Annotated in this window: 24 protein-coding genes, 1 tRNA gene and 1 pseudogene; 8 read left to right on the top strand and 18 right to left on the bottom strand. The window is 62.6% G+C overall.

What is annotated here, in order from left to right; all coding sequences use genetic code 11:
- The first annotated feature begins 150 nt into the window (after positions 1 to 150).
- Both ABIA45_RS06790 and ABIA45_RS06785 read left to right on the top strand, forming a co-directional pair.
- Complete coding sequence (locus ABIA45_RS06790) at positions 151 to 348, top strand: hypothetical protein (protein WP_024341172.1); 198 nt, start codon at positions 151 to 153, stop codon at positions 346 to 348.
- A gap of 75 nt (positions 349 to 423) precedes the next feature.
- On the top strand, positions 424 to 903 hold the full coding sequence (locus ABIA45_RS06785; RefSeq protein ID WP_404651459.1) for a GcrA family cell cycle regulator: 480 nt from the start codon (positions 424 to 426) through the stop codon (positions 901 to 903).
- A 273-nt stretch (positions 904 to 1,176) separates the two neighbouring features.
- Here the strand turns inward: ABIA45_RS06785 and ABIA45_RS06780 are convergent, their stop codons facing one another.
- Positions 1,177 to 2,664, bottom strand: a complete 1,488-nt coding sequence (locus tag ABIA45_RS06780; RefSeq protein WP_157283508.1) for a porin — start codon at positions 2,662 to 2,664, stop codon at positions 1,177 to 1,179.
- Between the two features lie 408 nt (positions 2,665 to 3,072).
- Here ABIA45_RS06780 and ABIA45_RS06775 point away from each other — a divergent pair, with 408 nt between their 5' ends.
- On the top strand, positions 3,073 to 3,579 hold the full coding sequence (locus ABIA45_RS06775) for a MarR family winged helix-turn-helix transcriptional regulator (RefSeq protein ID WP_025036671.1): 507 nt from the start codon (positions 3,073 to 3,075) through the stop codon (positions 3,577 to 3,579).
- 15 nt (positions 3,580 to 3,594) lie between these two features.
- On the opposite strand, the gene ABIA45_RS06770 is transcribed toward ABIA45_RS06775, so the two are convergent.
- A complete protein-coding gene (locus ABIA45_RS06770) occupies positions 3,595 to 4,707 on the bottom strand; it encodes an alpha/beta hydrolase family protein (RefSeq protein WP_404651457.1) in 1,113 nt (370 codons plus the stop codon).
- Between the two features lie 367 nt (positions 4,708 to 5,074).
- A complete protein-coding gene (locus ABIA45_RS06765; protein ID WP_157283505.1) occupies positions 5,075 to 6,046 on the bottom strand; it encodes an SDR family NAD(P)-dependent oxidoreductase in 972 nt (323 codons plus the stop codon).
- 410 nt (positions 6,047 to 6,456) lie between these two features.
- Between ABIA45_RS06765 and ABIA45_RS06760 the strand changes: the two genes are divergently transcribed.
- The gene (locus ABIA45_RS06760) at positions 6,457 to 6,696 is read left to right on the top strand and encodes a hypothetical protein (protein ID WP_025036674.1); all 240 of its coding nucleotides are present in this window, start codon (positions 6,457 to 6,459) and stop codon (positions 6,694 to 6,696) included.
- Between the two features lie 147 nt (positions 6,697 to 6,843).
- Here ABIA45_RS06760 and ABIA45_RS06755 read toward each other — a convergent pair whose 3' ends face one another.
- Entirely contained in the window at positions 6,844 to 7,818 is a 975-nt protein-coding gene (locus ABIA45_RS06755; protein ID WP_271538066.1) for an alpha/beta hydrolase fold domain-containing protein, read from the bottom strand.
- Positions 7,819 to 7,939: 121 nt separating this feature from the next.
- Here ABIA45_RS06755 and ABIA45_RS06750 point away from each other — a divergent pair, with 121 nt between their 5' ends.
- Both ABIA45_RS06750 and ABIA45_RS06745 read left to right on the top strand, forming a co-directional pair.
- On the top strand, positions 7,940 to 8,560 hold the full coding sequence (locus ABIA45_RS06750; protein WP_271538067.1) for a TetR/AcrR family transcriptional regulator: 621 nt from the start codon (positions 7,940 to 7,942) through the stop codon (positions 8,558 to 8,560).
- Positions 8,561 to 8,926: 366 nt separating this feature from the next.
- Positions 8,927 to 9,433 carry a septal ring lytic transglycosylase RlpA family protein gene (locus ABIA45_RS06745; RefSeq protein ID WP_271538068.1) on the top strand — a complete coding sequence of 169 codons (507 nt, stop codon included), beginning with the start codon at positions 8,927 to 8,929 and terminating at the stop codon, positions 9,431 to 9,433.
- An 87-nt stretch (positions 9,434 to 9,520) separates the two neighbouring features.
- Here ABIA45_RS06745 and ABIA45_RS06740 read toward each other — a convergent pair whose 3' ends face one another.
- The 10 genes and pseudogenes from ABIA45_RS06740 to ABIA45_RS06695 form a co-directional block, all read right to left on the bottom strand.
- Positions 9,521 to 9,673, bottom strand: coding sequence for a hypothetical protein (locus ABIA45_RS06740; RefSeq protein WP_271538069.1), 153 nt, complete (start codon positions 9,671 to 9,673; stop codon positions 9,521 to 9,523).
- 146 nt (positions 9,674 to 9,819) lie between these two features.
- Positions 9,820 to 10,993: pseudogene (locus ABIA45_RS06735) on the bottom strand (OpgC domain-containing protein).
- 650 nt (positions 10,994 to 11,643) lie between these two features.
- Positions 11,644 to 12,135, bottom strand: coding sequence for a DUF421 domain-containing protein (locus ABIA45_RS06730; RefSeq protein ID WP_157283499.1), 492 nt, complete (start codon positions 12,133 to 12,135; stop codon positions 11,644 to 11,646).
- A gap of 330 nt (positions 12,136 to 12,465) precedes the next feature.
- Positions 12,466 to 12,543, bottom strand: a tRNA-Pro gene (locus tag ABIA45_RS06725).
- 110 nt (positions 12,544 to 12,653) lie between these two features.
- Positions 12,654 to 13,229: a MerR family transcriptional regulator gene (locus ABIA45_RS06720; protein WP_271538071.1), complete on the bottom strand. Its 576-nt coding sequence runs from the start codon at positions 13,227 to 13,229 to the stop codon at positions 12,654 to 12,656.
- Between the two features lie 24 nt (positions 13,230 to 13,253).
- On the bottom strand, positions 13,254 to 13,595 hold the full coding sequence (locus ABIA45_RS06715; RefSeq protein ID WP_036010431.1) for an integration host factor subunit alpha: 342 nt from the start codon (positions 13,593 to 13,595) through the stop codon (positions 13,254 to 13,256).
- Positions 13,596 to 13,727: 132 nt separating this feature from the next.
- Positions 13,728 to 14,708 carry a beta-ketoacyl-ACP synthase III gene (locus ABIA45_RS06710; RefSeq protein WP_036025462.1) on the bottom strand — a complete coding sequence of 327 codons (981 nt, stop codon included), beginning with the start codon at positions 14,706 to 14,708 and terminating at the stop codon, positions 13,728 to 13,730.
- Positions 14,705 to 15,766, bottom strand: a complete 1,062-nt coding sequence (plsX, locus tag ABIA45_RS06705) for a phosphate acyltransferase PlsX (RefSeq protein ID WP_404651453.1) — start codon at positions 15,764 to 15,766, stop codon at positions 14,705 to 14,707. The genes ABIA45_RS06710 and plsX overlap by 4 nt, the downstream gene beginning before the upstream one ends.
- Before the next feature lie 300 nt (positions 15,767 to 16,066).
- Positions 16,067 to 16,630 carry a DUF177 domain-containing protein gene (locus tag ABIA45_RS06700; RefSeq protein ID WP_275499936.1) on the bottom strand — a complete coding sequence of 188 codons (564 nt, stop codon included), beginning with the start codon at positions 16,628 to 16,630 and terminating at the stop codon, positions 16,067 to 16,069.
- Positions 16,627 to 17,178, bottom strand: a complete 552-nt coding sequence (locus tag ABIA45_RS06695) for a ubiquinol-cytochrome C chaperone family protein (RefSeq protein ID WP_036025467.1) — start codon at positions 17,176 to 17,178, stop codon at positions 16,627 to 16,629. Before ABIA45_RS06695 ends, ABIA45_RS06700 begins: the two co-directional genes overlap by 4 nt.
- 98 nt (positions 17,179 to 17,276) lie before the next feature.
- On the opposite strand from ABIA45_RS06695, the gene ABIA45_RS06690 reads away from it, so the two are divergent.
- Together ABIA45_RS06690 and ABIA45_RS06685 are read left to right on the top strand one after the other, a co-directional pair.
- Positions 17,277 to 17,762, top strand: a complete 486-nt coding sequence (locus ABIA45_RS06690) for an outer membrane protein assembly factor BamE (RefSeq protein ID WP_036010444.1) — start codon at positions 17,277 to 17,279, stop codon at positions 17,760 to 17,762.
- Between the two features lie 215 nt (positions 17,763 to 17,977).
- Positions 17,978 to 18,979, top strand: coding sequence for a tripartite tricarboxylate transporter substrate binding protein (locus ABIA45_RS06685; RefSeq protein ID WP_036010447.1), 1,002 nt, complete (start codon positions 17,978 to 17,980; stop codon positions 18,977 to 18,979).
- 304 nt (positions 18,980 to 19,283) lie between these two features.
- Here the strand turns inward: ABIA45_RS06685 and ABIA45_RS06680 are convergent, their stop codons facing one another.
- The 4 genes from ABIA45_RS06680 to ABIA45_RS06665 all read right to left on the bottom strand — a co-directional run bounded on the left by ABIA45_RS06680 (position 19,284) and on the right by ABIA45_RS06665 (position 24,311).
- On the bottom strand, positions 19,284 to 20,489 hold the full coding sequence (locus ABIA45_RS06680; RefSeq protein ID WP_404655619.1) for an FIST signal transduction protein: 1,206 nt from the start codon (positions 20,487 to 20,489) through the stop codon (positions 19,284 to 19,286).
- A gap of 68 nt (positions 20,490 to 20,557) precedes the next feature.
- A complete protein-coding gene (locus ABIA45_RS06675; protein WP_404546196.1) occupies positions 20,558 to 21,613 on the bottom strand; it encodes an alpha/beta fold hydrolase in 1,056 nt (351 codons plus the stop codon).
- Positions 21,614 to 21,639: 26 nt separating this feature from the next.
- Complete coding sequence (locus ABIA45_RS06670; protein ID WP_404651452.1) at positions 21,640 to 23,289, bottom strand: flavin-containing monooxygenase; 1,650 nt, start codon at positions 23,287 to 23,289, stop codon at positions 21,640 to 21,642.
- Between the two features lie 134 nt (positions 23,290 to 23,423).
- Positions 23,424 to 24,311 (bottom strand): AraC family transcriptional regulator, encoded by an 888-nt coding sequence (locus ABIA45_RS06665; RefSeq protein WP_271538078.1) that lies wholly within the window; start codon positions 24,309 to 24,311, stop codon positions 23,424 to 23,426.
- Positions 24,312 to 24,376 lie beyond the last annotated feature (65 nt).

The following is a 24,376-nucleotide window of genomic DNA, read 5'->3' as shown; positions in this document are numbered from 1 at the left end:
CGCGCGGCGCGCTGAGTCGTGGGTAATTTCCCGTGCGATTCCAACATGCTGAGCGTCACGCACAGCCTGCATTTGACTTCCGCCCCCGAACCTAAATAGAGTCTTAATCGTTACTTTTATGTACCCGAGTAAGAGGCTAGCGTTCGGGCCATGGCCACCGAAAAAGCCGAGACTGACCGCATTCCCGTAACCTTGGCGCTCTCGACCATCGCGTATCTGGAGAAGCTGGTGAGACAGGGCACCCACGGCACCAGCGTTCCCGGCGTCGCACGGACATTGATCGAGGAAGGCATCCGTCTCGCCATCAAGGACGGTCTTCTGTCGATCCGCGACAATGGCAGGACGTGAGCGCGCGCTGTACGTGAGGCGGACGGATCTCGAGACCGCGGATGGCCGACATCTGCAACCTGGGATCGCCGACACATGCCTGTTCTCTCACCGACCTGGACCGACGAACGAATCGAACTCCTGAAGCAGCACTTCGAGGCCGGCCTCTCCTGTCGCGAGATCGCCGCCGACATCGGCGTCAGCCGCAACGCGGTGATCGGCAAATTGTCGCGGCTCAATCTGACGCGCGGCCGGACGGTCGACGACCGCAAGGTCCAGGACAAAGGCCTTGCGCCGGCGCGGATGCGCAAGGCCGTGCCGCGGCTGCAATACGAGATGCTCGCCACGATCTATGGCGAGACCGATGCGCCGGTGTTTGCCGGCCCAATCGACGAGGCCAACCGCTGCTCGTTGCTGGAGCTGTCGGAGAATCGCTGCCGCTGGCCGATCTCGACGCCGGGCGCAGACGATTTCTGCTTCTGCGGCAACACGGCGCCGGACGGCCAGCCCTATTGCCCCGGCCACAGCCGCCTCGCCTACCGGCCGCCGGCGCGCACCCGCGCGATACGCGGCTGACATTGCGGGCATCTGCACAACAAAAAACCTCCGGCGGGGCATCGCCGGAGGTTTCTGGAGGCTTAGCATGAAGCTAAGAGCCGCAACTTTCGTATCTGGCTGAGAAGCTATATAGCTTAGTAACTCAGGTAAGTAAATAAGTTTGATGCGATCGAATCGCATGGCACGCCTTCGTGTTCTGCAACGGCCATTCGATTTTCCGAAACGATTGCCCGTGAAAAAACCCCGGCGGTTTCCCGCCGGGGTTCTCCGATCGATTTGCGCGATCGATGATCAGAAGTTGCGCTGAGCGCGCAGCAGCATGCTCACCGAGTCCTGGTCCTTCAGCTCGTACACGGCCGCCGGCTTCGCAGCCGAGGCAATGCCGGGGCTGTTGATTGCGCCCGAGTACTTCTGGTCCAGACGCGACCAGCTCAAGTCGGCAGTGAACGCCAAGCCCTTGACCGGGGTCCACACGGTGTTCACACCGACCACCGCGAAGTTGAAGTCCGGATTACAGGTCGAACCGGCCACGGCGATCGCGGCGAAGTTGGTGCAGATCAGGCCTTTGCCCGTCGTGCCGTACCTCAGCTGAGCATAGCCACCGTAGATGGCGCTGGCCCAGTTCGGGCTCCAGTTGTGGGTATAGCCACCACGGAAGCCCCAGGTCTTAACGGTGTCGATACCGGTACCGGTTCCGAACACGCCGTCGGCGACACCGGCGAACCCGGTGCTCTGATAGGCGCCGTTGCCGCTGCCGCTGAACATGAAGAAGCTCTGCGGGAACAGGCTCTGGAAGTTGTAGCGGGTCGCTCCGTCCGTGTAGACGGCCTGCAGGTTGATGACGTCACCCGCGCCGGTCGGGATGTTCTTGATCGACAAGGCGCCCTGCACGGCCCAGCCCCACTTGTCGGAGGGATGACCGGAGACTTCAGTCGCGCCGTAATAGGCTGAATGCAGCTCATGGGCCGCGACCGAGATCTGCGCCAGACCCCAGGCCTGGTCGACACGAACCTGACCGATCACCTCGGGCATGCGCGTGCCGCCCCAAGCGCTCGCGCCATAGACGCCGGTCACGAACTGCGCCGCCGTACCCGACGACACGTTCCAGAGGTTCGACTGACCATTGTTCGCCGACGTCTCGTCCTGCAGCGCGAACGAAGCAGTGATGCCCTGGCCGAAGTCGGCCGTGTAGGCAACCTGGTTCACGCCGTTGACGTGGTTGGAGCCGCCCGGAATGGTATCGGGGCCGCCCGCCGGATAGCTCTGCCAAGGAGCGTCGAAGATCGAGACCGTGCGGCCGAAGGTGAAGCCGGCGAACTGGATGAACGCATGGTAGAGACCGAGCGAAGCCGAACTGGTCGAGAACGCCGAGGGATTGCTGCCAGTGACGTTCGTGGAGTCATAGCTGACGACGAGGTCGGCGTAGGTACGAACGACGCCGTATTCGGTCGCCGTGCGGGTATCGATGTTGAAGTCCAGACGAGCGCGGGTGTAATAGTAGTTGGTCAGACGGTTGTTGGACCCGCCGTTCACACTGCTCGAGCTGTTCCTGAAGCCATAGTCGCCGCCGCCGCCGAGAAGCATGTCGGCGCGGACGTAACCACCGAGCTTGATGCAGGTATCGGTGCCCGGCATGTAGTAGAAACCTGCGCCGTAGAGCGAGCAGATCTTCACGTACTCGACCGCCTTGGCCTTGACCGGAAGATCAGCTGCCTGAGCTCCACCAACGGCGATCAATCCCGCCGCAGTGCCGAGCAAAAGGCTCTTCACCACTTTCATTTAAAACCTCCAAGTTGCTCATTTAACGGAGACCGGACCATGAGGCCCCCCAGATCCCCGTCTCTTCATCAAATCCGCTCGGCCGCTTCGCGTTTTCGGACGTACCCGCATTCGCGAGGGACGTGAGCGAACCACCTGCAACGGGACGATCGAGAACCCCCCACCGTCACGGATCAATATGCCCGCGCAGCTCCGTTAATCAAAATAGTTTATTAGATCAGCTTTGTAGTTTCGCTAACCGTGTGTCCGCGGCGCAACACCGGGTTGGGCCCGAGAAGGTTGATCGGGTCATATTTGTAGTTTTCGTGACACAATTAGCCTGCTCTGCACTTGCGTCAGAGCAGAGTTGCGTGGACTATGCCCACAAACGAACGATCGAAAAGAGAATCAGCTTGCGGGAGTGACGCTGTGTCCGCGACGAGGAAAGAAGGGGCGCGCCTGCGCACCATCGGCAACCTGGATATCATCAGGCGATTCACCTGGGAGATATCGTCGATCAACATGTATCTCGAGGAGCTGCGTCAGTTCTGGGCGAGGACGCTCGGCATCAGCGGGCCGCAATGGCTGATCCTGATGGCGATCTCAGACCTGGACAAGGACGACGGCATTCCGGTCAACGTCGTGTCCAAGCTCCTCCACGTCGATCCGTCCTTCGTCACCACCCAGTCCAAGCTGCTGGAAAAGAAGGGTCTGTTGCGCCGCCGCCCCTCGCCGACCGACGCGCGCGTGGTCCGGCTGTCCCTGACCGAGAAGACGCAGAAGCACCTGGCGAGCCTCAACGAGCAGTACAAGACCATCAAGGAATTCGTCTTCCAGGAGTTCGACGAGGCCGAGCTCGCCGAATTCACCACCAAGCTCGCGACGCTGAAGACCCGGCTGGAAAAGGCCTGCGTCCGCCTGAGTCTCGACTTCTGAGGCGGAAGCCGGCGGCTAGACCCGCCTGGGCGCGCGAAGGCGCGATTCGAGCCAGTCGAAGATGTACTCGTTGGCAAGGCTCGGATTGTCGGCATGGGCCTGCGCCGCGCCGGTCTCCGCCGCAGTGAACACTTTGAGCATGACGTCCGAGCTGCCGAGCCGGGAGTTCTGGACCAACTGACGCGCCCGGTCGGCCTTGAGCCAGCCGTCCTCGCCGAGGGTGATCAGCACCGGGCAGTCGGCGCTGGAGGCCATCAGCGGCGCATGCGGCACCGGCACGATGCTGACGTCGCTCATCGCGAATCGGCTGGCGAAGAAGGCTCGCTCGTGCAGGTCCCACAGGCCGCCGTCGCAGACGGCGGCGGCAAGCCGCGGCTCCTGCAATACCGCGCGCGCCACGAAGGACGAGCCCCAGCCATCGGCGACGATTGCGACGCGCGCGAAATCGACGTCCCGCCGCGTCTCCAGATAGTCCATGACGCCGGGGATCGCGCTCTCGATATCCCTGCGCCGCAAGAGCGTATCGAGAAAATCGTCGCGCTGGTCGCCGAACAGGTCGAGCGCCAGCATCGAGAAGCCGCGCTCGCGCGCGTGCGGCTCGAGCTTGAACAGAAATTCTTCCTTGCGGTGGCCGGGCTCGCCGATGCAGATCACAGTCGGCGCCGGCTCCGTCCCCGACGACGCAGGAAGGAAATAGCCCTGCAGCGAATGCCCGTCGAGCCAGGGTATCGTTGCCACCTCGCCGGCCGGCCTGCGCGCGGTGAGGTAGCTGCGCGCGCATTCCTGCGTGGCCAGCACCGCCACCCAGCGGCGCTCGTCGGCGGCGTCGAGCGGCATCGCTGCGGCCCCATAATAGTTCATGGCGCGCAGCCAATTGCGCTGCGCACTGGCGCGGTGGCCCTCCGCGAACGCGGCCTCCGCGCGCTGCCGATTGGTCTGCGCCAGCTTCTTCCACTCGCGGTGCCAGGAGCGGTCGTCGTCGGGCTTCAGCTGCCGCGCGATCATCAGGCATTCCGCGATTGTGGCGCCGCCCTCCTGGGCCGCCGTGAGCAGCCGCGTGAACTCAGCTGAAATGTCCTCTCGCTCCGGGCAAAAGGTCCAGTCGTCGGAGAGGCATGCGGGCATCATCGAAAGCTACGCTCTAAAAGCTACGCTCTAATCGTCGCGTTACGCCGATTGACTAAACCATTTCAGATCGCCGACCAAGCCGCCTCGCGCGGCATTACAGGCATTTGAGATCAACATCGCTTGAACATCGTCATGACGGATGGATGACATTCCAACAGCTCATGGTGCGCGACGAACATTGGCAGTAGCTGGCACATAGAATTGTCCGAGCGTCTCTTGCCATGACGACTATCATAGCCATATTAGCGCGCCTCGTTGGCACGCTAACGAATATGCGCCCTAGCGGCGGCGTGCGCGCACGCCTCTCCTTCGAGACGGCGCTGACGCGCCTCCTCGGGTGCGATGGGTGGGCGCCCCGCCGGCGGCCTCAACCAAGCCGCCAGCCGACCTCCTGCGTAAAACTTTCGTAGAAGGCACGGTCGTAAGCCTGCTCCGGCGTGGCGCGCACACGCTCGTCGAGGCGCTCGGCATCCTCGCCGACGAGGATGCGCCACCGCTCCGCCTTGACGCCGTCCAGAATGATCTTCGCCGCCTGGGCGGCCGTGGTCGGCGCGTCCTCCAGGAAGCTGCGGGCGCGCTCGGCGAACGCGGCCTGGATGTCCTCGTCCGACATCTTGTCTGCATCCGGCACGCCGGCGGCGGCCATGCGCTTGCGGGTCAGTGCCACCTCGTCGGCGTTGAGCCGCTCCGAGCCGTCGCCGCTCTGCACCTTGCGCGAATTGGAGACGATCGACGTGCCGATATGGCCGGGCATCACCACCGAGCATTTGACGTGTGGGGCGTGCAGGCGAAGATCGTTGATCAGCGCTTCGGTAAATCCCTTCACCGCGAACTTCGCGGAGCTATAGGCGGTGTGCGCCTGCCCCATGCCGATCGAAGCCCAGAAGCCGTTGACGCTCGCGGTGTTGACGATGTGGGCCTCGTCCGCCGCGACCAGCATCGGCAGGAAGGTGCGCACGCCGAGATAGACCCCGCCCCAACAGATGTTGAAGGTGCGCTCCCATTGCTCGCGGGTGTTGGTGAACAGGCTGCCGCCGCCGCCGATGCCGGCATTGTTGAACAAGAGATGAACCTTTTCGGTCTTCTGCTGCTCGGCGACCTCATCGCGAAACCGCTTCAGATGATCCTCGATCGCCACGTCGGCGACGTGCGTCGTGACGCGCAGGCCCTGCGGCAGCTTCTCGACTTCGCAGAGCCGTTTGGTCTCGGCCATCGCCGCTTCCGAGACGTCGCACATCGCGACGTTGCAGCCTTCGGCGACGAGCTGCCGCGCGAGCTCACGCCCCATTCCCGTGCCGCCGCCGGTGATGACCGCGATCTTTCCAGCAAAATCCTTCATGGGACTTCGGTCCCTCCCCTTGTCGGTGTGTTTCTTGGTCACGGCGCCGCTGACCGCGGCGCGCGCAAAACTGTAGCAGCGCGACATCCGCGGGTAAAAGCCGCGCGTTGCCCTCTTCGCCTTCGGTAATTTCGGCGGGCGGACTACGCGCGATGCCGCGCGCGGGCCTTGTGAAGTGGCTCATAGGCGACACGGCCCGGACAATCGATCATTCCCAGGTGTTTTCCAGCGGGTTCCCCGTATTTGTCCGGCTTCGGGTTAATGGCAATTTTTTTACAATCCGAATCGCCAAATGGGGGGTGGACGCTGGATTTGAGTCGGCCAGGCCAGCGTGTTGTTTGCGTGTCACAGGCTCTGGCACTCCGCTTGCATCCTCTTCGTGGTCAGAAACAACCAACGAGGTGATAGGAATGTTCGTGACCGTCGTTGCCGTGCTTTGCCGACTTGGCGCAGCCAGCTCAGGCAGTTGTGTCGAGGAAATCGTGACCGACAGCAACATGACACCCGAGATTTCGCTGATGCAGTGCGCGATCGGCGCACAAGCGCCTCTCGCGAAGTGGATGGGTGAGCATCCGATTTATCACGCGAACTGGCGCCTCGAGCGCTACAAATGCGTGCCGGGTCACTATGAGATCAAGGGCCACGCCTAAGGCCCCGCAAAACCACTGGTATCGAGACCACGGATACCAGAACGATCAATCCAAGAGGAAACGCCCGGGGGCCGCTTATCCCTCCGCGCGGACACGGCGCCAGACCGATCACGGCAGGCGCTCTGTGACCATGATCACGCCCTCCCTCTAAGCCACTTCACGCAAGATGATCGCGCGTGCCCGCCGTCCTTCCGGCGTCGGCATCAGCGCGAAGTTGTGCGGCTGCTCGCGCAATAGATGCAGCTCGATCGGCACGCCCACCGCCCTCGCCCTTGCGGCAAGGTCGACGCTGTCGGGATAGAGAAGATCGCGCGTGCCCGAAAAGATCGTCATCGGCGCGAGCCCGCGGAAACCGCCGTTGAGCGGGCTGACGAAGGGATGGCCGACCTCGAGCTCGCCGGCATAGAGCCGCGCGGCCTCAACGATGCCCGGAATATCCTGGATCGGATCGCGCGCGGCGATCGCAACCTGCTCCGGACGGCTGACCGAGGCATCGGCCGCGGGCGAGATCAGCAGCATCCGGCTCGGCTGCCGATGCCCGCGATCGCGCAGCCATTGGCAGGCGGCGAGCGCAAGGCCAGCGCCGGCCGAATTGCCGACGACTGTAACCTTTGCATCGGCCGCGTCTTCCAGCAGCATGCGCAGCAGCTCGGCCGTCGCCGGCACGACGTCCTTGGCGGTCGCCCGCGGCGCCAGCGGGTAGATCGGCACGACACAGCAGACGCGCGCCTTGCGCGTCATCTCACCGATGAAGCGCCAATGCGCCGGCGCGATCTCGTTGATGTAGCCGCCGCCATGCAGGAACATGACGTAGTTGCAGCCCTCGTAGCCCGACGCCGGAGCAGTGTAGTAGACCGGCCAGCCGCCCATCTTGGTCAGCGTCACCTCGACGCCGCCGCCGACCCCGATCGGCTCGTGAGAGGCCGGGGCCAGCGCCAGCTTCTGCACACGCGCCTGCACCGCTTCGGCGGATGCGAGCTGCGCCTTGTACGGAAGCTGGCGCAGCAGCAGGTTGAACGCCCGGCTTTGCAGGCTTGGTGCAGGATCGCGCGACGTCCGCGCGCCGAATACGCAGCCGCCCGGACAGAATTGAAAGGCCGACACAAGTCTCGCAACGCTCATCGCCACATCCCCATCCGGCTGTTTCGACCCGGCGACGAAGAGGGTTGCCGACCCGCCGCCATTGGACGATATAATGCGAGCATTCACTCGCTTTTCCTACTCGCATTCAGATCACAAGTCCGTGGCCCGCAAACCGTCCACAACACCCCGGAAAAATGCCTCGCAGAAGCGATCCCGTGCCACCGTCGACGCGCTGGTCGAGGCAACTGCTCGCATTCTGGTCAAGGAAGGCTTCGAGAAGACCAGTACCAACCGCATCGCCGAGATCGCCGGCGTCAGCGTCGGCTCGCTCTACCAATATTTTCCCAGCAAGGAGGCGCTCGTCGCCGCCGTGATCGACCGCCACAACGAGGCGATCATGAATGTCGTCCGCGCCGCCTTCGCGGAGGTCGCCGATCTGCCGATCGAGAAGGCTGTGCGCCGCCTCGTCACCGTCGCGATCGAGGCCCATCAAATCGACCCGAACCTGCATCGCGTCCTCGCCGAGCAGATCCCCCGCTCCGGCCACCTCGCCGAGGTCGAAGCCTACAGCCACGAAGTCAACGCCCTCGTGCGCGCCTATCTCGAACGTCACCGCAAGGAGATGCGCAAGCTCGACCCCGCGCTCGCAGCGTTCATGTGCGTGAGCGCGATCGAAGCCATCGCGCACAACACGGTGCTGAACGGCGAGATGCTGTCGGAGAAGATGGTGAAGGTGCTGGTGGACGAGACGACGCGGATGGTGGTGGGGTATTTGAGGTAGGTGGGCGACAAGCCAGGGCACTTGCGATCTAGCTCCGCACGATCCTTCTTGAACTTCGCATCTGGCCTGATGACGATCGCACTGCCTGCGTCCAAAGCTGATCGTATTTGCGCGACTCATCCTCCGCCGGGACGCGACCGCGTCAGTCGTCGCGCGGTAACTCGCCTCGCCAATTTAAATATTTAAATATATTTAATTTTGACAAATTAAATAATTATTATTCGAGGCCGGGGAGAGCCGGAGCGTGGTCAAGCACGCTCTTGCTCCGCGATGTCGGTATGTCATCACCGTTTTTGCGCGTCTTAAGGAACGCGACCTCTGAGCTTGCATTGTCGGCTTGATCTTCAATCGTTCATGAGGTCGACAATGCATCTTCTCGTCAGAATGGCGGCGATTGCGACAGTCCCTGCTTGGATCGGGTTGAACGCGAACGGCGCTCAAGCACAGGATTTCCATGACCGGTGGTCCATCATTCCGAAGGCTCAGGCAGAGCCGGCGCCTGCTGGACCCGAACAGCCGAAGAAGGATCAGATTGAGGCGCCACCTCCAACCGCACAAGAGCCATCGGCTGATCGCTCGGGCATGCGATCTTTCAATCGAGTCTTTACTGGAAAGGCCTCCTATTATTCATATTCCAAAGGCAAGACAGCGAGCGGTTCGACATTCAATCGGAATCACCTCACGGCGGCGCATCGCACCCTACCGTTCGGCACCAAGGTCCGCGTGACCCATGGAGGAAGCAGCGTCATCGTCACCATCAACGACAGAGGCCCGTTCATTCGTGGCCGCGTCCTCGATCTCTCGCTCGCTGCCGCGCGCAGCTTGGGGATTACGAGTCGCGGCGTAGCCCAGGTTCGTGCCGAGGTGCTGTAGCAGATGACTCTTGAAGCGCCGTGACATTGAATAACCGGACGCGCTTGTGGATCTGCCCGCTCGAGTGGCTCGCCGCCTTCATCGGCATCAGCGCGATTGAGCCGGTCGCGCAAAATACCGCACTGGCGCGATGGCCACGTTGTGCGCCACCGACTCGATCGTGCTGACGCGGATGAAGGTCGCCGGATCGAGGTCGATCTTGCGCATCTCGTTGCGGCGGCTTTCGAGATAGGTGCGCACCAACGCGTGGACCTCGCAGTAAAGGCTTCGCCTCCCGCTTATCTGGGCGACAAAGGCCGCCGGCTCTGCCTACGAACAGGAGGTATTGAACCGCGTACCGGGGGCGACCTTGTCGAGGCACTCTTCGTCAGCGCCGGCGGCGGTTGTCAAACCTCGGTTAAGGGCGGCTGCCGCGAATCCGTCCCGCGAGCGACCTGCGGCACCCTTCCGCCGCCGCGCAGGACAAGATGCTCGACGGAGCCGGTGCTTTCCGGCGCTCTCTTTCCATCTACCGGACTCTCATGTGAAGATTTCTCCACTCGCTTTGACCAGGCTCTGTAGTAGGCAACCGCCGTCATGATCGCGATTCCTGCCGCTCCGACGAGCAGTTGAGCGAGGATGCCGTTCCCTGCCAACTGCAGGATGAAGTACCCGATGAAGGCCAGCAGAATGCCCACAAAACACTTCGAGGGACTGCTGGCCGCACTTTATCAGCGGTCGCCAGATGGTGGCTTGTAGCCCGCGCGCATCGATCGGTATGAACCGGGCACCCAGGATAATCAGCACCATCAAATGAAGATAGCGGTAGGGCGCCAGATTGGTCTTGTCGTTGGGATTGAAAAGCTCGAACAAGGCGGGCCCAAACAAGGCCCGGAGCTGAGGCTGGTGAGCAGCTAACGTCATGAGCGCCCCAAAAATCAAATAGGCAATCGCAACGACCAGCACGAACCTGGACCGTAGCAGGAAATGCAGGCGCCCCGCACCGGTCAACGCGAGCCATGCGCCCGTCACAAACAGAAGCTGCCACGCCAGCGGATTGAAGTACCAGCTTCCCGACGGGTAGGAAGGCAGATTCCAATGGAATTGCCGCGCAGCCAGATACAACAGCACCGACCCGATCATGACGGCGTCGGGAAATCTCAACATCAACCAGAGGATGGGAGGAAACAGCCCCATCAAAACGACGTAGAGCGGCAGCACGTCCAAATTCAGAGGCTTGTATCTCAGCAAAAGCCCCTGCGTCATCATCTCTACCGGCGCGCTGGTGACCGGTCCGGCGTTGAACAGATTGACCAGATCAGGGGCGTTGAACCTTTCCGACAGGAAATGGACAAAAGCCAGGTAGATCAGGAATAGCAGGATATGCGCCGTGTAGATTTGCCATACGCGCCTGAATAGCCTGCTGGTTCCGAACACAAAGCCTCGCTCCATCTTTCGCGTATATGCGAGCGCTGAGGTGTAGCCGGAGATGAATACGAACAGGTCGGCCCCGTCGCTGAATCCATAATTTCGGAACGAACACCACACCAGCACCGTGCCGGGGACATGGCCGAGAAACATCGCCCAGTTGGCGAGGCCGCGAAACAGGTCGAGACGCAAATCACGTTGAGGTGGCGGCAGCGCAAGCCCGAGCTTCATTCTGCTTTCCGTCGTGCAACGATTCGCGATCGATGTACGCGACCCAGCACCGAGAAGCTGCCGAGATCGCTCACGCTAGATGCCGGGCTGAGAGCCTCATTTGAGGAGCGACTTCGCCCAAAGGCAATTGCACCACGTCGGTCTCGCCGAGAGCGAGTGAAGTTTGATGCGGTCAATAGAACAATGTTGGCGCACTGAGGTCAGCCGGATATTGACCTGAGTCAAGCGACCCGCCGAGTGCCCCAGTACTGTACATGCATGACCTCGAACGCGCGGAGGCTAACCGGCGTTCGGATTTTCCCACGGATAGCTGGCAGGGAATCTTGGTTCCGAGCAAAACGCGCGCGCTGTGTCATCGGGCCTGACCTGATGGGCGCTTCCTCGGTTGGTCGTGGGAGATGGTGCGCACGCTGGTGGACCACGCGGATCGCGATGGGGTATTCGAGGTAGGTGGCGTCAGTCCTCGGCGCGTGTGCCTTTATGGAAGCCGGCGGAAGCTCCTCGCAGGATAACAATTAGTCTATCGTCGATGCTCCGCAACGCCGATCATTTCGGCGGGCAGAGGAAGGCCGTCAGGCTTCCTTCTTTTTCACGCTAATATTTCCATCGCCCTCGATATATGCTTCTACCACGTCCGAGGGGCTCGCTATGCCCTCCTCGCGCAGCTTGCTCATCAACTCGTCCATCGTCACCAGTTCCTGCCGCATGTGGCGGCGAAGGACCTGCCCGTTTTTGATGAGCAGGAGCGGCGCCGGGCGAGCAAGCCGCTCCACGAAAGGCACGTGATACCCGACCCAGTCGATGGCGAGATTCCAGAAAATGATGGTGGCAACGAGCACGATACCTTCTGTGATCGAGCGGTATTCGCCCGCCATGCCATTCTGCGCCGCGTCCGCCAGCAGGACGACGAGAAGCACATCAGGGATGCTGAGCCCGCCGGTTTGCCGCTTCAAAATGAAGCGCATCAGCGTGAAGATGCCGAGATACATGATGGTGCCCCGCACGATTATTTCCGTGACGGAATGCGTCGGGACGAAGATCTCGCTCCACGATAGCTGAAACATGTTGCCCTCGCCTAAATGGAAGCGTCCTGATGCCGCGTATCGAAACTCTTATCGACACGAACGGTTTCGGATTGCGAGGAGAATGGTCAAGATTGAGCCTCTCGCCGACAGCTCGGTCGTCATTGTCCGACGATCCGCTCCTTACCCCGGTCCGACGAGTCACATCGTTTCGGAAAAACCTTATGTCCCAATGACATCGCTACTGTGCATGGGGTTGTTTTCGGCGTCTTGATGTACCGCCCGCCGCAGGCCCCGCTTCTGGTCACAGGCATCCCTCGCGGCCCGGAGCAGGCTTCGCGCCGACGGTCAACCCGACAGATGTTGAAAAAATGGTCGGAGCGAGAGGATTTGAACCTCCGACCCCTAGTCTCCCAGACTAGTGCGCTAACCGGGCTGCGCCACGCTCCGAATGCCGTTCCATTAGCTAGGATCGCCGCTTTGCGCAAGGCGAGGCCGCAGCATTTTGCTGGATCCGCCCAAAGCTTCCGGAACTGCCCCGGAAAGCCCGCGGGACCGCCCTAGCCCTCCTTCAGGGCCTGATCCAGCATCTCCCGGCAGGCGACGAGGTCGCCGAGGACCCGCTCCAGCCGCTCCCGGTCGAGCGCGCTGGGGCCGGCGGGCGCGGCGGCGCCGCCTTTGCGGAAGGTGGTGAGGATCTCCTCGTCGTCGATCTCGGTGAAGCGGAAGTCGATGCCTTCCTCCTCATCGCCCTGATAGTCGTCATCGTCGGTGTCGGTGACGCCCTTGATGGGGGCCTCGTCCTCCGGCTCCATCAGGCTCGCGCCGATCGCGTCCTCGATCGCGCCGAACGAGACCGCGGCCGCGCTGTCGGCGAGGCCCTGCACCGATTTGACGCCGTGCTCTTTCAGGATGCGCTGCACCCCGCGGATGGTGTAGCCCTCGCCGTAGAGCAGCCGGCGGATGCCCTTGAGCAGGTCGACGTCGTCGGGGCGGTAATAGCGGCGGCCGCCGCTGCGCTTCATCGGCTTGATCTGGGAGAAGCGGGTCTCCCAGAACCGCAGCACGTGCTGCGGAATGTCGAGTTCCTGCGCTACTTCGCTGATGGTTCGGAACGCATCCGGCGCCTTGTCCAAAGGCCAGTCCTTTCCGAAAGGCGGTTACGCCTCTTCTTGAGCCTGGGTGGCGTCGCCGTTGGTGCGGTGCTGGGCGTTGATCCGCTGCTTCAGGATCGCCGATGGCTTGAACACCATGACGCGGCGCGGCGAGATCGGCACCTCGGTGCCGGTCTTCGGGTTGCGGCCGATGCGCTGGCCCTTCTTGCGCACCATGAAGGAGCCGAACGAGGACAATTTCACCGTCTCGCCCTTCTCCAGGCAGTCGGTGATCTCCTTCAGCACGAGTTCCACGAAGGCAGACGATTCCGTGCGCGACAGGCCCACCTTCTGGTAGACGGCTTCGCACAGATCGACACGCGTTACGGTTTTGCTGGTCTCGCTCATCGCCCTGCCCCACCTCACGGCGAACAATTCTTGTCTGAAATTATGAGCTTACGATACGGCGGTCAACACCGCACATCAATGCAGACGTAGCGATAATCGGCGGTGATTCCGGCAAAATTTTATCGGTGTGGCTTACCAGCGCACCAGCGCCGAGCCCCAGGTAAAGCCGCCACCCATGGCCTCCAGCAGGACCATGTCGCCCTTCTTGATGCGGCCGTCCTTGCGCGCCACCGAGAGCGCCAGCGGGATCGAGGCCGCCGAGGTGTTGCCGTGGCGGTCCACCGTCAGCACCACCTTCTCCGGCGCGATGTGCAGCTTGTGCGCGGAAGCATCGATGATTCGCTTGTTGGCCTGGTGCGGCACAAACCAGTCGATGCCGTCGGCATTGAGCCCTGTCGCCGCAAAGGCATCGACGATGACGTCGGTGATCATGCCGACCGCATGCTTGAAGACCTCGCGGCCCTCCATGCGCAGATGGCCGACGGTCTGGGTCGAGGACGGCCCGCCGTCCACGAACAGCTTTGCCTTGTGGCGGCCGTCGGAGCGCAGATGCGTGGTCACGATGCCGCGGTCGGTCGCGGCATTGCCGGGCTGCTCCTGCGCCTCCAGCACCACGGCGCCGGCGCCGTCGCCGAACAGCACGCAGGTGCCGCGATCGTTCCAGTCGAGGATGCGCGAGAAGGTCTCCGCGCCGATCACCAGCGCCCGCTTGTAGGCCCCGGTGCGCAGGAAATTGTCGGCGGTGGCGAGCGCGAACACGAAGCCCGAGCACACCGCCTGCAGATCGAACGCCGCGCCATGATTGATGCCGAGGCCGTGCTGCACGGCGACGGCGGTCGCGGGGAAGGTGTTGTCGGGCGTCGAGGTCGCCAGCACGATCAGCTCGATCGATTGCGCGTCAACGCCGGCATCGCGGAGCGCCGCCTGTGCCGCCTTGATGGCGAGGTGCGAGGTAAACTCGCCCTCGGCCGCGATATGCCGCTCGCGAATGCCGGTGCGCTGCACGATCCACTCGTCGGAGGTATCGATGCGCGCCGCCAATTGGGCGTTGGTCACCACCTGCTCCGGCAGATAAGAGCCGCAGCCGAGCACGACCGAACGAATCTGAGTCACGAAACATCCTCCGGCGCGGGCTGCACGAATTTGAGTGCACCACCCTCGCGGTTGAGCATCTGATTGATCTTGTTCAGGAGATCGTAGTGAGCCATCTCATAGCCAACATCGATCGCATAGGCAAAGCCTTCGGCGTTGGTTCCGCCGTGGCTCTTGACCACCACCCCGTTCAGTCCCAGCAGCACGCCACCATTGGACTTGTTGGGGTCCATTTTGTCGCGCAGGGCCTGGAAGGCGCTGCGCGCGAAGAGATAGCCGAGCTTGGACATCCAGCTCCGCTGCATCTCGTGACGAAGCAATTCCGCCATCTGCCGTGCGGTTCCCTCGGCCGCCTTCAGCGCGATGTTGCCGCTGAAGCCTTCGGTGACGATCACGTCGGCGAGCCCCTTGCCGATGCCGTCGCCCTCGACGAAGCCGATATATTCGAGCTCCGGCAGGTTCCGCGCCCGCAGGATCTCGCTGGCCTCGCGGATCTCCTCGTGCCCCTTGATCTCCTCGGCGCCGATATTGAGCAGCCCGACCGTGGGCCGGGTCTTGTTGAACAGCACGCTCGCCTTGGCCGCGCCCATCACCGCCATCGACACCAGATGGTGGGCATCGCCGCCGAGGGTGGCGCCGAGGTCGAGCACGACGGACTCCCCGCGCAGGGTCGGCCAGATCGCCGAGATCGCCGGCCGGTCGATGCCCGGCAGGGTGCGCAGATGGAAGCGCGCCATCGCCATCAGCGCGCCGGTATTGCCGGCGGAGATCGCGACGTCCGCCTCGCCCTTCTTGACCGCGTCGATCGCGAGCCACATCGAGGAGGTCTTGCGGCCGCGCCGCAGCGCCTGGCTCGGCTTCTCCTTCATGCTGACGGCGACGTCGGTATGGACGATCTTGGAGGCGGCCTTCAGCTTCGGGTGCTGGTCGAGCTCGGGCTCGATCCTGGCGCGGTCGCCGACCAGCAGGAACTCGGTGTCGCGATGCCGGCCAAGCGAGATGGCGGCGCCCGGAATGACCACGGCGGGGCCGACATCGCCCCCCATGGCGTCCAGCGCGATGCGAACCTTGCTTGGCATGCTAAGTCCTGGAAACCTGGTCTGGTGCGGTCTTGGGATCAGCGGGGCCGCAAAATGGGTTCGCCACCGGGACGGCGGCCGGCCAAGCGCCACGCCGCACCCGGACCGGGGCGCGACAATAGCGTTTTGTACCCCCGAAACAACCTCTTGCCCCCAGCCTTTTGCATTCGGGGCGATCCGGCCGCCGTCCGCGGATTTCGCGAGAAATACATTGAAATCAGACAGATAAACAGCTGTCTCAAACCATCGAGGCAAATGGCTCGCGTCCCCCGGCAATGCAGCCGCGAGCGAAAATGCCCCTCATTGGCCCTTCTTCTTGTCCTGCAATGCCTTCAGCACGGCGAAGGGATGGTCTTCGGGGTCGGGAGCGATGACCTCCGCCTCGAACACGGCCCCCTCCTTGCGCGGATAGGGATCGATCGCCAGGAACAGGACGTCGGTGGCGAGCCGGCCGAGGTCGATGATGCCGCCCGTGATCGGCTCGGGCGGGTCGGCAACCTCGGGCGGCGCCTCGTCGTCCTGGCCCTCCTCGATCAGATCGGCCAGGCGGCGCGCCTCGGCCTCGGGGGCGAACATCAGGTCCACCTCCTCCTCGATCTCGCTCTCGATCGGATCCAGCGTGACGACGCAGGTCTGGCCGATCCGGCCACGAACCAGGCCCGTGACCTGGACCCGCCCCCCGCTTTTCGGCACGACATCGAAGCTGGCATGGGCGGACAGGATCTCGCGCAAGCCCGCGACCTCCGCCATCGCCTGCCGCTCGGCCACTGAGGCTTCGAGCTCGCGATGAAGCCCGCCGTCCGGGATTTGCGCAACGATGACGGGCGCCCGCCAGGGATCGCGCTCGGTATCTGGTCGGCTCATGGCGTGACATCCTCTGACAGCGCCCGGGGAAACTTGAAGGACGCGCGCAGCAGCGCGGCCTCGTCGGTCCGACCAAGATCGGCCTCGCTGGCCCTCGCATAGGCCGCGAGCCGCTCCGCCTGGTCGAAGCCGGTCCCATTCAAGATATTCTTGCAGATCGCCGCTGCCAGCGCCTCGCCGCCGGCTTCCATCGCCTGGTCGTAGGCCTGGACGCGGCCGTAGAAAGCCTCTCCGAAGGCCCGCATCCGCTTCGGCACGGTCTGGTCGCCCACCCCCATCTCGCGCAGATTGTCGTCCATGTCCTCGCAGAAGCGGTCGAACAGCGCCTGCGACAGCTCCGCGGCGCCCTGAACCGCGCGCAGACGGCGCAGCAGCAGCCAGAGATGCAGCAGCAACAGGTCGAAACGCCCGTTAACCGTATCGGGCACACCCAAGACCCGGTAAAACAGGGGTTCTCGCGCCTGCGTCACGATCATGCCATAGATGGCCTCAATGGTGCCGGGCGGGGTTCGCCGGGGTTTCCTGAAGTGATTGAACGGCCAAAGCATTGTGGTTTCCGCAAGCGGGCGCGCGCGAGTTGCATTCAGACGCCCAGCCCGGTACTTCAGCGCCTCGCGCGACGCAAGGGGACGGAATCAGTTCCGCTATGACGACAACGAACCAGATCAGCCTGCGCGCGGATATGCGGCGCGGCCTTCATGCCTGCTGGCGCGGCCTGCGCATGCTCGCGGCCACCGCCGTGATCGGCGTGGCCCTTGCAGCCTGCACCGGCGAGCAGTTCCAGAAGGGTTACATCCTGCCGCCCGGCGCGCTCGAGCAGATTCCGATCGGCGCGAGCCAGGATCAGGTGCTGATCGTGATGGGCACGCCTTCGACGGTCGCGACTCTCGACGGTGAAGTGTTCTACTACATCTCGCAGCGCTCGGAGCGGCCGGTCGCCTTCATGAACCAGAAGGTGGTCGATCAGCGTGTCATCGCAGTCTATTTCGACAAGACCCGGCGCGTGCGCCGGCTTGCGAATTACGGTCTCCAGGACGGCAAGATCTTCGACTTCATCAGCCGCACCACGCCGACGTCGGGTCAGGAGATGAGCTACCTCACCCCGCTGTTCAAGCTGCTCAGCTTCAACTGAGGCCGTCGAAGGATTCGATCGAAGCGGCTTGTCGCTTCGATCGAAAATGCGCGTCGAACGAGACTCCTGAAGCCGTTTAATTCCATCGCAAGGTATATGAGCTTACGCCTGCGTCGTCGTGCCGCTCTCTGCGCGGCACTTGTCGTCGCGCGCGACTTGCGGTCGCACGTGCCGTTCCCTACGGTTCCCGCAAAGCAAGAAGCAGGAGTGGATTCGTGCATAAGCCTTTGTTGTCCCGCCGCCGTGTGCTCGCCGGTGCTGCCGGCCTTTCGGCCGCGGCGATTCTGCCGCGATCGAGCCTTGCCGACTGGAAGCCCACTGAAAACGTTCGTCTCATCGTGCCGGCCGCGGCCGGGGGTTCGACCGACGTGATGGGCCGCCTCCTGGCCGCGCATCTGCAAACCGCCTGGGGTCAGTCGACTGTGGTGGAAAACCGCTCCGGCGGCGGCGGCACGATCGGCACCGCCGAAGCCGTGCGGGCCAAGCCCGATGGTCACACCATCCTGGTCGGCAATCCCGGCCCGAACGCGATCGCCTACAGCATCTTCAAGAACCTCAGCTACAAGCCGGACCAGCTTCAGCCGGTCTCGAACATGATCCGGATTCCGAACATCGTCTCGGCGCATCCGAAAACCGGCATCAAAACGATTCCCGAGCTGATCGCGTATCTGAAGGCCAATCCGGACAAGCTCAGCTACGCCTCCTCCGGCGTCGGCCAGAGCCCTCACCTCACCGGCGCCTGGTTTCTCCAGCTCACCGGCTTGAAGATGACGCACATCCCGTTCCGCGGCGCCGGCCCCGCGCTCCAGGCCGCCCTTGCCGGCGACATCCAGATCTTGTTCGACAATCTCTATCCGACCCTGCCTCAGGTGCAGAGCGGCACGCTCAACGGTCTCTGCGTCACCACACCCGAGCGCAGCGACCTCGCCAAAGACCTGCCGACCATGCGCGAGAGTGCGCCGGAGCTGGCGAATTTCGACGTGTCCTCCTGGTTCGCCGTCTTCCTGCCGAAGGGCGCCTCACCCGAGGTGCTGGGCGCGCTCAATCTCCAGGTCAAGGCGATGCTGGAGCGCGAGGACGTCAAGAAGCAGATCGCCGCCATGGGCGCCCGCGCCGACTACGGCACGCCCGAGCAGTTCGCCGCCTTCGTGGACGCCGAGACGAAGAAGTTCGCCGGCATCATCCAGAAGGAAGGCCTGCAGATGGACGTGCAGTAGGTCCCTCCCCGTCATTGCGAGGGGAGCGATAGTGCTCCCTCCCCTCCCTGCCGGGCCACGCCGCCCCCTTCCGGCAAAAAAGTGAAAAACAACCCCTTGCACAGTAGAGGCGCTGTCGCAGGACGGCACGATGTCCGCTCGATCAAGCTATTGCCGTGTCGAGCAAATCAGCGGCAAGGGAGCATGGAACGCAGCAAACGCAGCTCGTGTTGTCCGTCGCGAAACATCGACGCGCAACGCCGATTGGCCAAGGCGCAGGAATAGCTCCGGAATCGCAGCTCAAGGCCAGCGCGCATTTGGCATTTTACGAATCCCGTGGGACGCGTCGGGCAAACTCGGAGATCTTCGTATCGGCGCACCTACTTCGCCCGGGGGTGCCGATCGCCACACCGGTGAGCGTTCCGTTCATGTGCATCGGACCATACAGCTCACCATAGGTATTGCACCCAAACACGCGATGGGTTCGGTACAGTCGTGACATGTCGCGGGCGCATTGATGCTCGACGCCCATACGCCTCTGAACGGACTCGAATCCGATATAGAGCGAGACCTCCCCGATTTCTTGCTGGATTTGCGCGAAAAGGTTGCTGGTTGGGTCGACCGGGTCACGCAGAGTGGCCACAGTGAACACGAGGCCTTTGTCGATGGCGGAGGCAAAATGCAGCGTGCCGTCCGCATCGACCCGTCGTATCGCACGTGCAAAATACGCATCGCCGATCCGTACGAGCACAGGATGGGATGCAAACGCAGCGAGATCGAGTACACCATCGGTGATGCCCGCCATGCGCGAATATTCGGCTGCTGCTGGCTCGGCATTCAACTCGCTAACAGTACGTCGATCCGGATCAGCCTCCGTCACCACCATCTTTTCTGCGCAAGGCTCGCAAGTGTCGCAAGAAAAGATAAGGAACGGCAACGATGTCTTAAACACAAGGAGCACCGCCGCATCCGTATGGGCGCGGCCCCCGAAATAGACCCAGCTGCGGTCAAATCGCAGATCATCTGCGGCCGAGCCGCCGACCAGCGGAATATGACCAAGCGAGGCATGAATCGCCGCCAAGACGACTTCTTCTCGCTGGCACATGCCATCGATGAGCAAGAGCCCGAAGCAGCGCTCACCGTCGGCATTGCGGCCCTTTCGGAAGAAGCTATGTCGAAGATCTGCGCCAATCGCGCGATGGTCTTCGATGCGAAAATTTGAGAGCCCCAGGATGGGGTGAGCGGTCACGTCGAAGTCGGCAGCGCTGAAGGCGAGCGCGACGATGCTGTTTTCATCCCATCCATTGAGCGCAATCTCGCCGGCGGTCGTGCAGCCGAAGACGGGGATGCCCACAAAGCGGGTCCTCATTTCGGCCGCAAACCGTTGCGGATCGTAACGCGGTGAAACAAAGACGAGCACCGCCGCAACACCGCTGGCGGGGAGAACGCTTGCCAGCTCCGCTGCCGCACCGGCGGGGGTAGACGCCTTGCTCTCGACGGCTACAACGCCGAATGAGCATCGATCGAGCATCCGCGTCAAGAACCTGATCGCTGAAGCGCGACGAATTCCGATTGAATCATCATCGCGCTTTAGCTCGTTCAGTTTACACGCGTGGCGAGCAACTCGGACAGGTTGGCGTCGAGCTGCGCGAGCATCTGCGGATCGGTGCCGAACAAGCCCAGGTGCCCGTCGATGCTGGCCAGCGGGCGCAACTCGCTCCCCGGAATGAGCCGTTGCTCGGCCTCGCAGTCGGCCGGCGGGAAGAACATGTCGTGACTGATCGGCATCACGAATGTCTTCGCCTTGATCCGCCCGAGAGCGGCAGCAAGGTCGCCGTCGGCGTTGCGGCTGACGTCGCCGCGCTGCCACTTCCACGCCATGGATAGCAGATTGTTCGGGTCCATCGGCGCGAAGTATCCGGTCATGAAGGTATCGACAAAGCCCTGCATGGTTTCGAAACCTAGCGCCTTGTGTCGGTTGGCACGGAAGAAGTCGGTGCTCCAACCCATCACGGTCCAGAGCTTCGCCTGTCGCTTGAGGCCCGCAGCGACATCGGCCGGCGAGCCGTAGTGTCCCCCGCTGAAGCCCGGATCGGTCGTGATGGCCTCATTCAGCGTCTCCGCGAAGAGGAAGTCGTGCTCGGTGTTTTTCGCCGTACCGGCGATCGGCGCCGCGCGTTTGACGAAATCCGGATAGCGCACAGCCCATTCGTAGGTTTGCTGCGCGCCCATCGAGCCCCCGACCACGAGAGCAAGGCTCGTTAGCCCGAAGTATTCGGTCAACAGCCGGTGCTGGGCGCGAACGTCATCCCCGATGCGGACCTTTGGGAAATTTGGTCCGACCATCGCTCCACTGGCGTTGTGCGGCGATGTCGACAATCCACTGCCGATTTGGTTGACCACGATGATGAAGTATTTCGTGGGATCGAGTGCCCGGCCCGCGCCGATATAAACCTGCTCCATGATCTTGCTCGTGCCCGAGTACCAGGTGGGGACGAGAATGGCGTTGTCCTTCGCAGCGTTGAGCGTGCCGTGGGTGGCGACGGCGAGCTTGCAGTCGGGAATGGCCCCGCCATCCTCGAGCAGAAGGTCGCCGATGTTGATCATCTCGTAGGGGCCGTGACCTTCAGGCCCGTAATAGGGATTGTTGCTCATTTGGCTTTTCCTTTGGAGCCGTAGGGTCAGGTCATCGCGAGACCGGGATAGCCGCTGGCGGCGAGCTCGTCGCATTGTCGATTGTAGTTGCCGACGCCGCCGATATAGGACAACAGCCGGCGCGGCTTGCCGTCGACGTTAGAGCCCATGTACCAAGAGTCGGTTTTGACCACGAGCGTCGCCGCAGCGGTGTCGTCATGGTGCTTCACCCAATTGTCTTCGAACTCGCGGGTGGCCTCGATCGTTTGCTTGCCTTGCATCCGCGCGTAGTCGATGCAGTCGGCGATCCAGTCGACTTGCTGCTGCAGACAGGTGGTCATGTTGCAGAGAGCAGCCGAAGGTGCGAGCGGCGCGCCGGTCGTGAACAGATTCGGATAGCCATGGACCTGAAGGCCCATGGCGGTACGGATCTCCTGCTTCCACTGTTCTTTCAGCGAACGACCGTCGCGGCCGCGGAAGTCGATCCGGCTCAGCGCGCCGGACCCGGCGTCGAAGCCGACAGCGAGGATGATGACGTCGACCTCGTGAACCTTGCCGTCAGAGGTTTGGATACCCTCGGGCACGATGCGCTCGATCGGCGTGGACCGGCAGTCGATTGCTTCGACGTTGTCCTGCAGATAGACCTCGAGATAGCTGTTCTCGAGCGGCACGCGGTGCGTGCCGAAGCCATAATCGGACGGGATCAGGAGGCTGCACAGTTTTGGATCGTTGCGCAGGCGCTCACGCATCTTGCCCCGTACGAAATCGGACACGACGGCGCTGACCGATTCGTCGAAGAACATTTCCGGGAAGGTCGCCAGCCACATCGACAGCGAGCCCTCTTTCCAGAACTTTTCCAGTACTTCCGTGCGCTCTCCGGGCGTCAGCTCCGCCCAGGGACGGTTCTCGAAGTCGTAATGGAAGCCGGCGAAGGTCGAACGAACGCGCTTCTTCAGATCGTGGAATTGACTGGCCCAAAGGTCCCATTCGGCCTGGCTGTACTGCGGATTTTTCATCGGCACCACGTATTGCGGGGTCCGCACGAAGATCTTCATTTCGGCCACGTCAGGGGCGATGGTCTGGATGACCTGGATTCCGGTCGCGCCGGTGCCGATCACCGCGACCCGTTTGCCTTTGAGATCGACGCCCTGTTTCGGCCATCGTCCGGTATGGTGGATCTCGCCGCGGAACGTCGACTGGCCGGGAAAGCGGTCCACGAGCGGAGCCGACAGCATGCCGCAACAAGCAAGGACATATTGAGTGTCGATCGTCTCGCCAGCCTCCGTCGTGACCGTCCAGCGGCCGTCCTTCTCGCGATAGTGGGCCGAGACGATGCGGCTGTTGAATTGAATGTCCTTCTTCAGGTCGAGGTGGTCCGCAACGAAGTTCAGCCAGCGCTCAGTCTCCGGCTGCGCGGGAAATCGCTCGCTCGGCTTCCAGGCCTTGTACAGCTCCTCGGAGAACCAATACTGGTAGACCTCGACTTGGGAGTCGAAGCGCGCACCCGGATAGCGGTTCCAGTACCAGGTGCCACCCACCCCCGATGCCGTATCGTAAGCGCGGACGTTCAGTCCCATCTCTCGCAGGCGATACAACTGATAGAGGCCGGCGATCCCGGCGCCGATGACCAGTGCGTCCAAGTGCGTCGTCGGTGCATCCGCACGCGACGCATGTGTCGACTCCAACAAGGTGCCCATAACGTTTCCCCTCTTTTGTACCGGCCGCTTGAGCGACCGAATGGCCATTCGGCTGTGGGAAGGACGTTAGAAGCGACGTGCAGTGTCGTCTTGAAGGAACCAGTGAGCTTGTTGAAGGATCGGGTGAAGAAGCGCTAGCGAGGGCTATCGTCCCTGAGGGCGGCCGGTGTCCGGCCCAGCCGTGCGCGCATGACGCGCGTTAAATGGGCCTGATCCGCGAAGCCGCATTCCGACGCGATCGCCTTCACCGGCAGGCGGCCAAGAGCCAGCATTTGCTGAGCTTTTTCGAGCCGACGGTCGAGGACATACTGGTGGGGGCTGGTCTGAAACGAGGCACGAAAGCGCTTCCCGAAAGTCCATACGCCCATCGAGGCGACTTCGGCGAGCTCTTCGAGCGAGAGCGCCTGATCGATCCGGGCTTCGATGTAGTCGACAATGCGTTTGCGTATTGCCGGGGGCAGTTCGCCCCTTCCGGACTTGTCGACAAACTGAACGGATGCAAAGTTGCGAAGCAGATTGACGACGAGCTGCGTACTCAGCGCGTCGACGTATAACGCACCTCCGATGCCGTTGCCGCCGGCTTCGCGAGATATGACCTCGACGGCTTCGGTCACGATCGGACTTTGCGTGCGCAATATGTCGTGCAGCCGCACCGCTGCGATCGGCCGCTCAAGGACGTCGGCAGCCACGCGGGAGACCACAGTGTCCGAGAGATAGACATGCGAGACGTCGATCTGCTCGGTCCAGTGCCAGTGCGATGCCTGCGAGCGGGTCAATAGCGAAATATCGCCCGGATGACACTCGGTCCGGGTCCAGCGCCCCTCGAAACGCCGCTCCATCATGGTGCTGCCGCGCTTGTAGGAGACGATCATGAAGTCGGCCATCGCGGGCACTGGGACGTCGAGACCACGATAGCGATAGGTCCGCAGCTCAACGCCCCTCCAGCCTTGACCGGCACTGCAGCGCAGCAACTCGCCCGGTACAAAGCGCGGCAGTTCATCCGGTCGAATGAGCAGTGCCATGGGATTTTTCCAACGTCGCAGACTGACGGCACCTGTGCGAACTATTGTCAACAGCAGGTTTGTAC

Source organism: Bradyrhizobium sp. USDA 336 (assembly GCF_044908355.1).
Lineage (GTDB): Bacteria > Pseudomonadota > Alphaproteobacteria > Rhizobiales > Xanthobacteraceae > Bradyrhizobium > Bradyrhizobium yuanmingense.
Note: the sequence above shows the minus strand (reverse complement) of the source record. Positions and strands in the feature narration are given on the sequence as shown.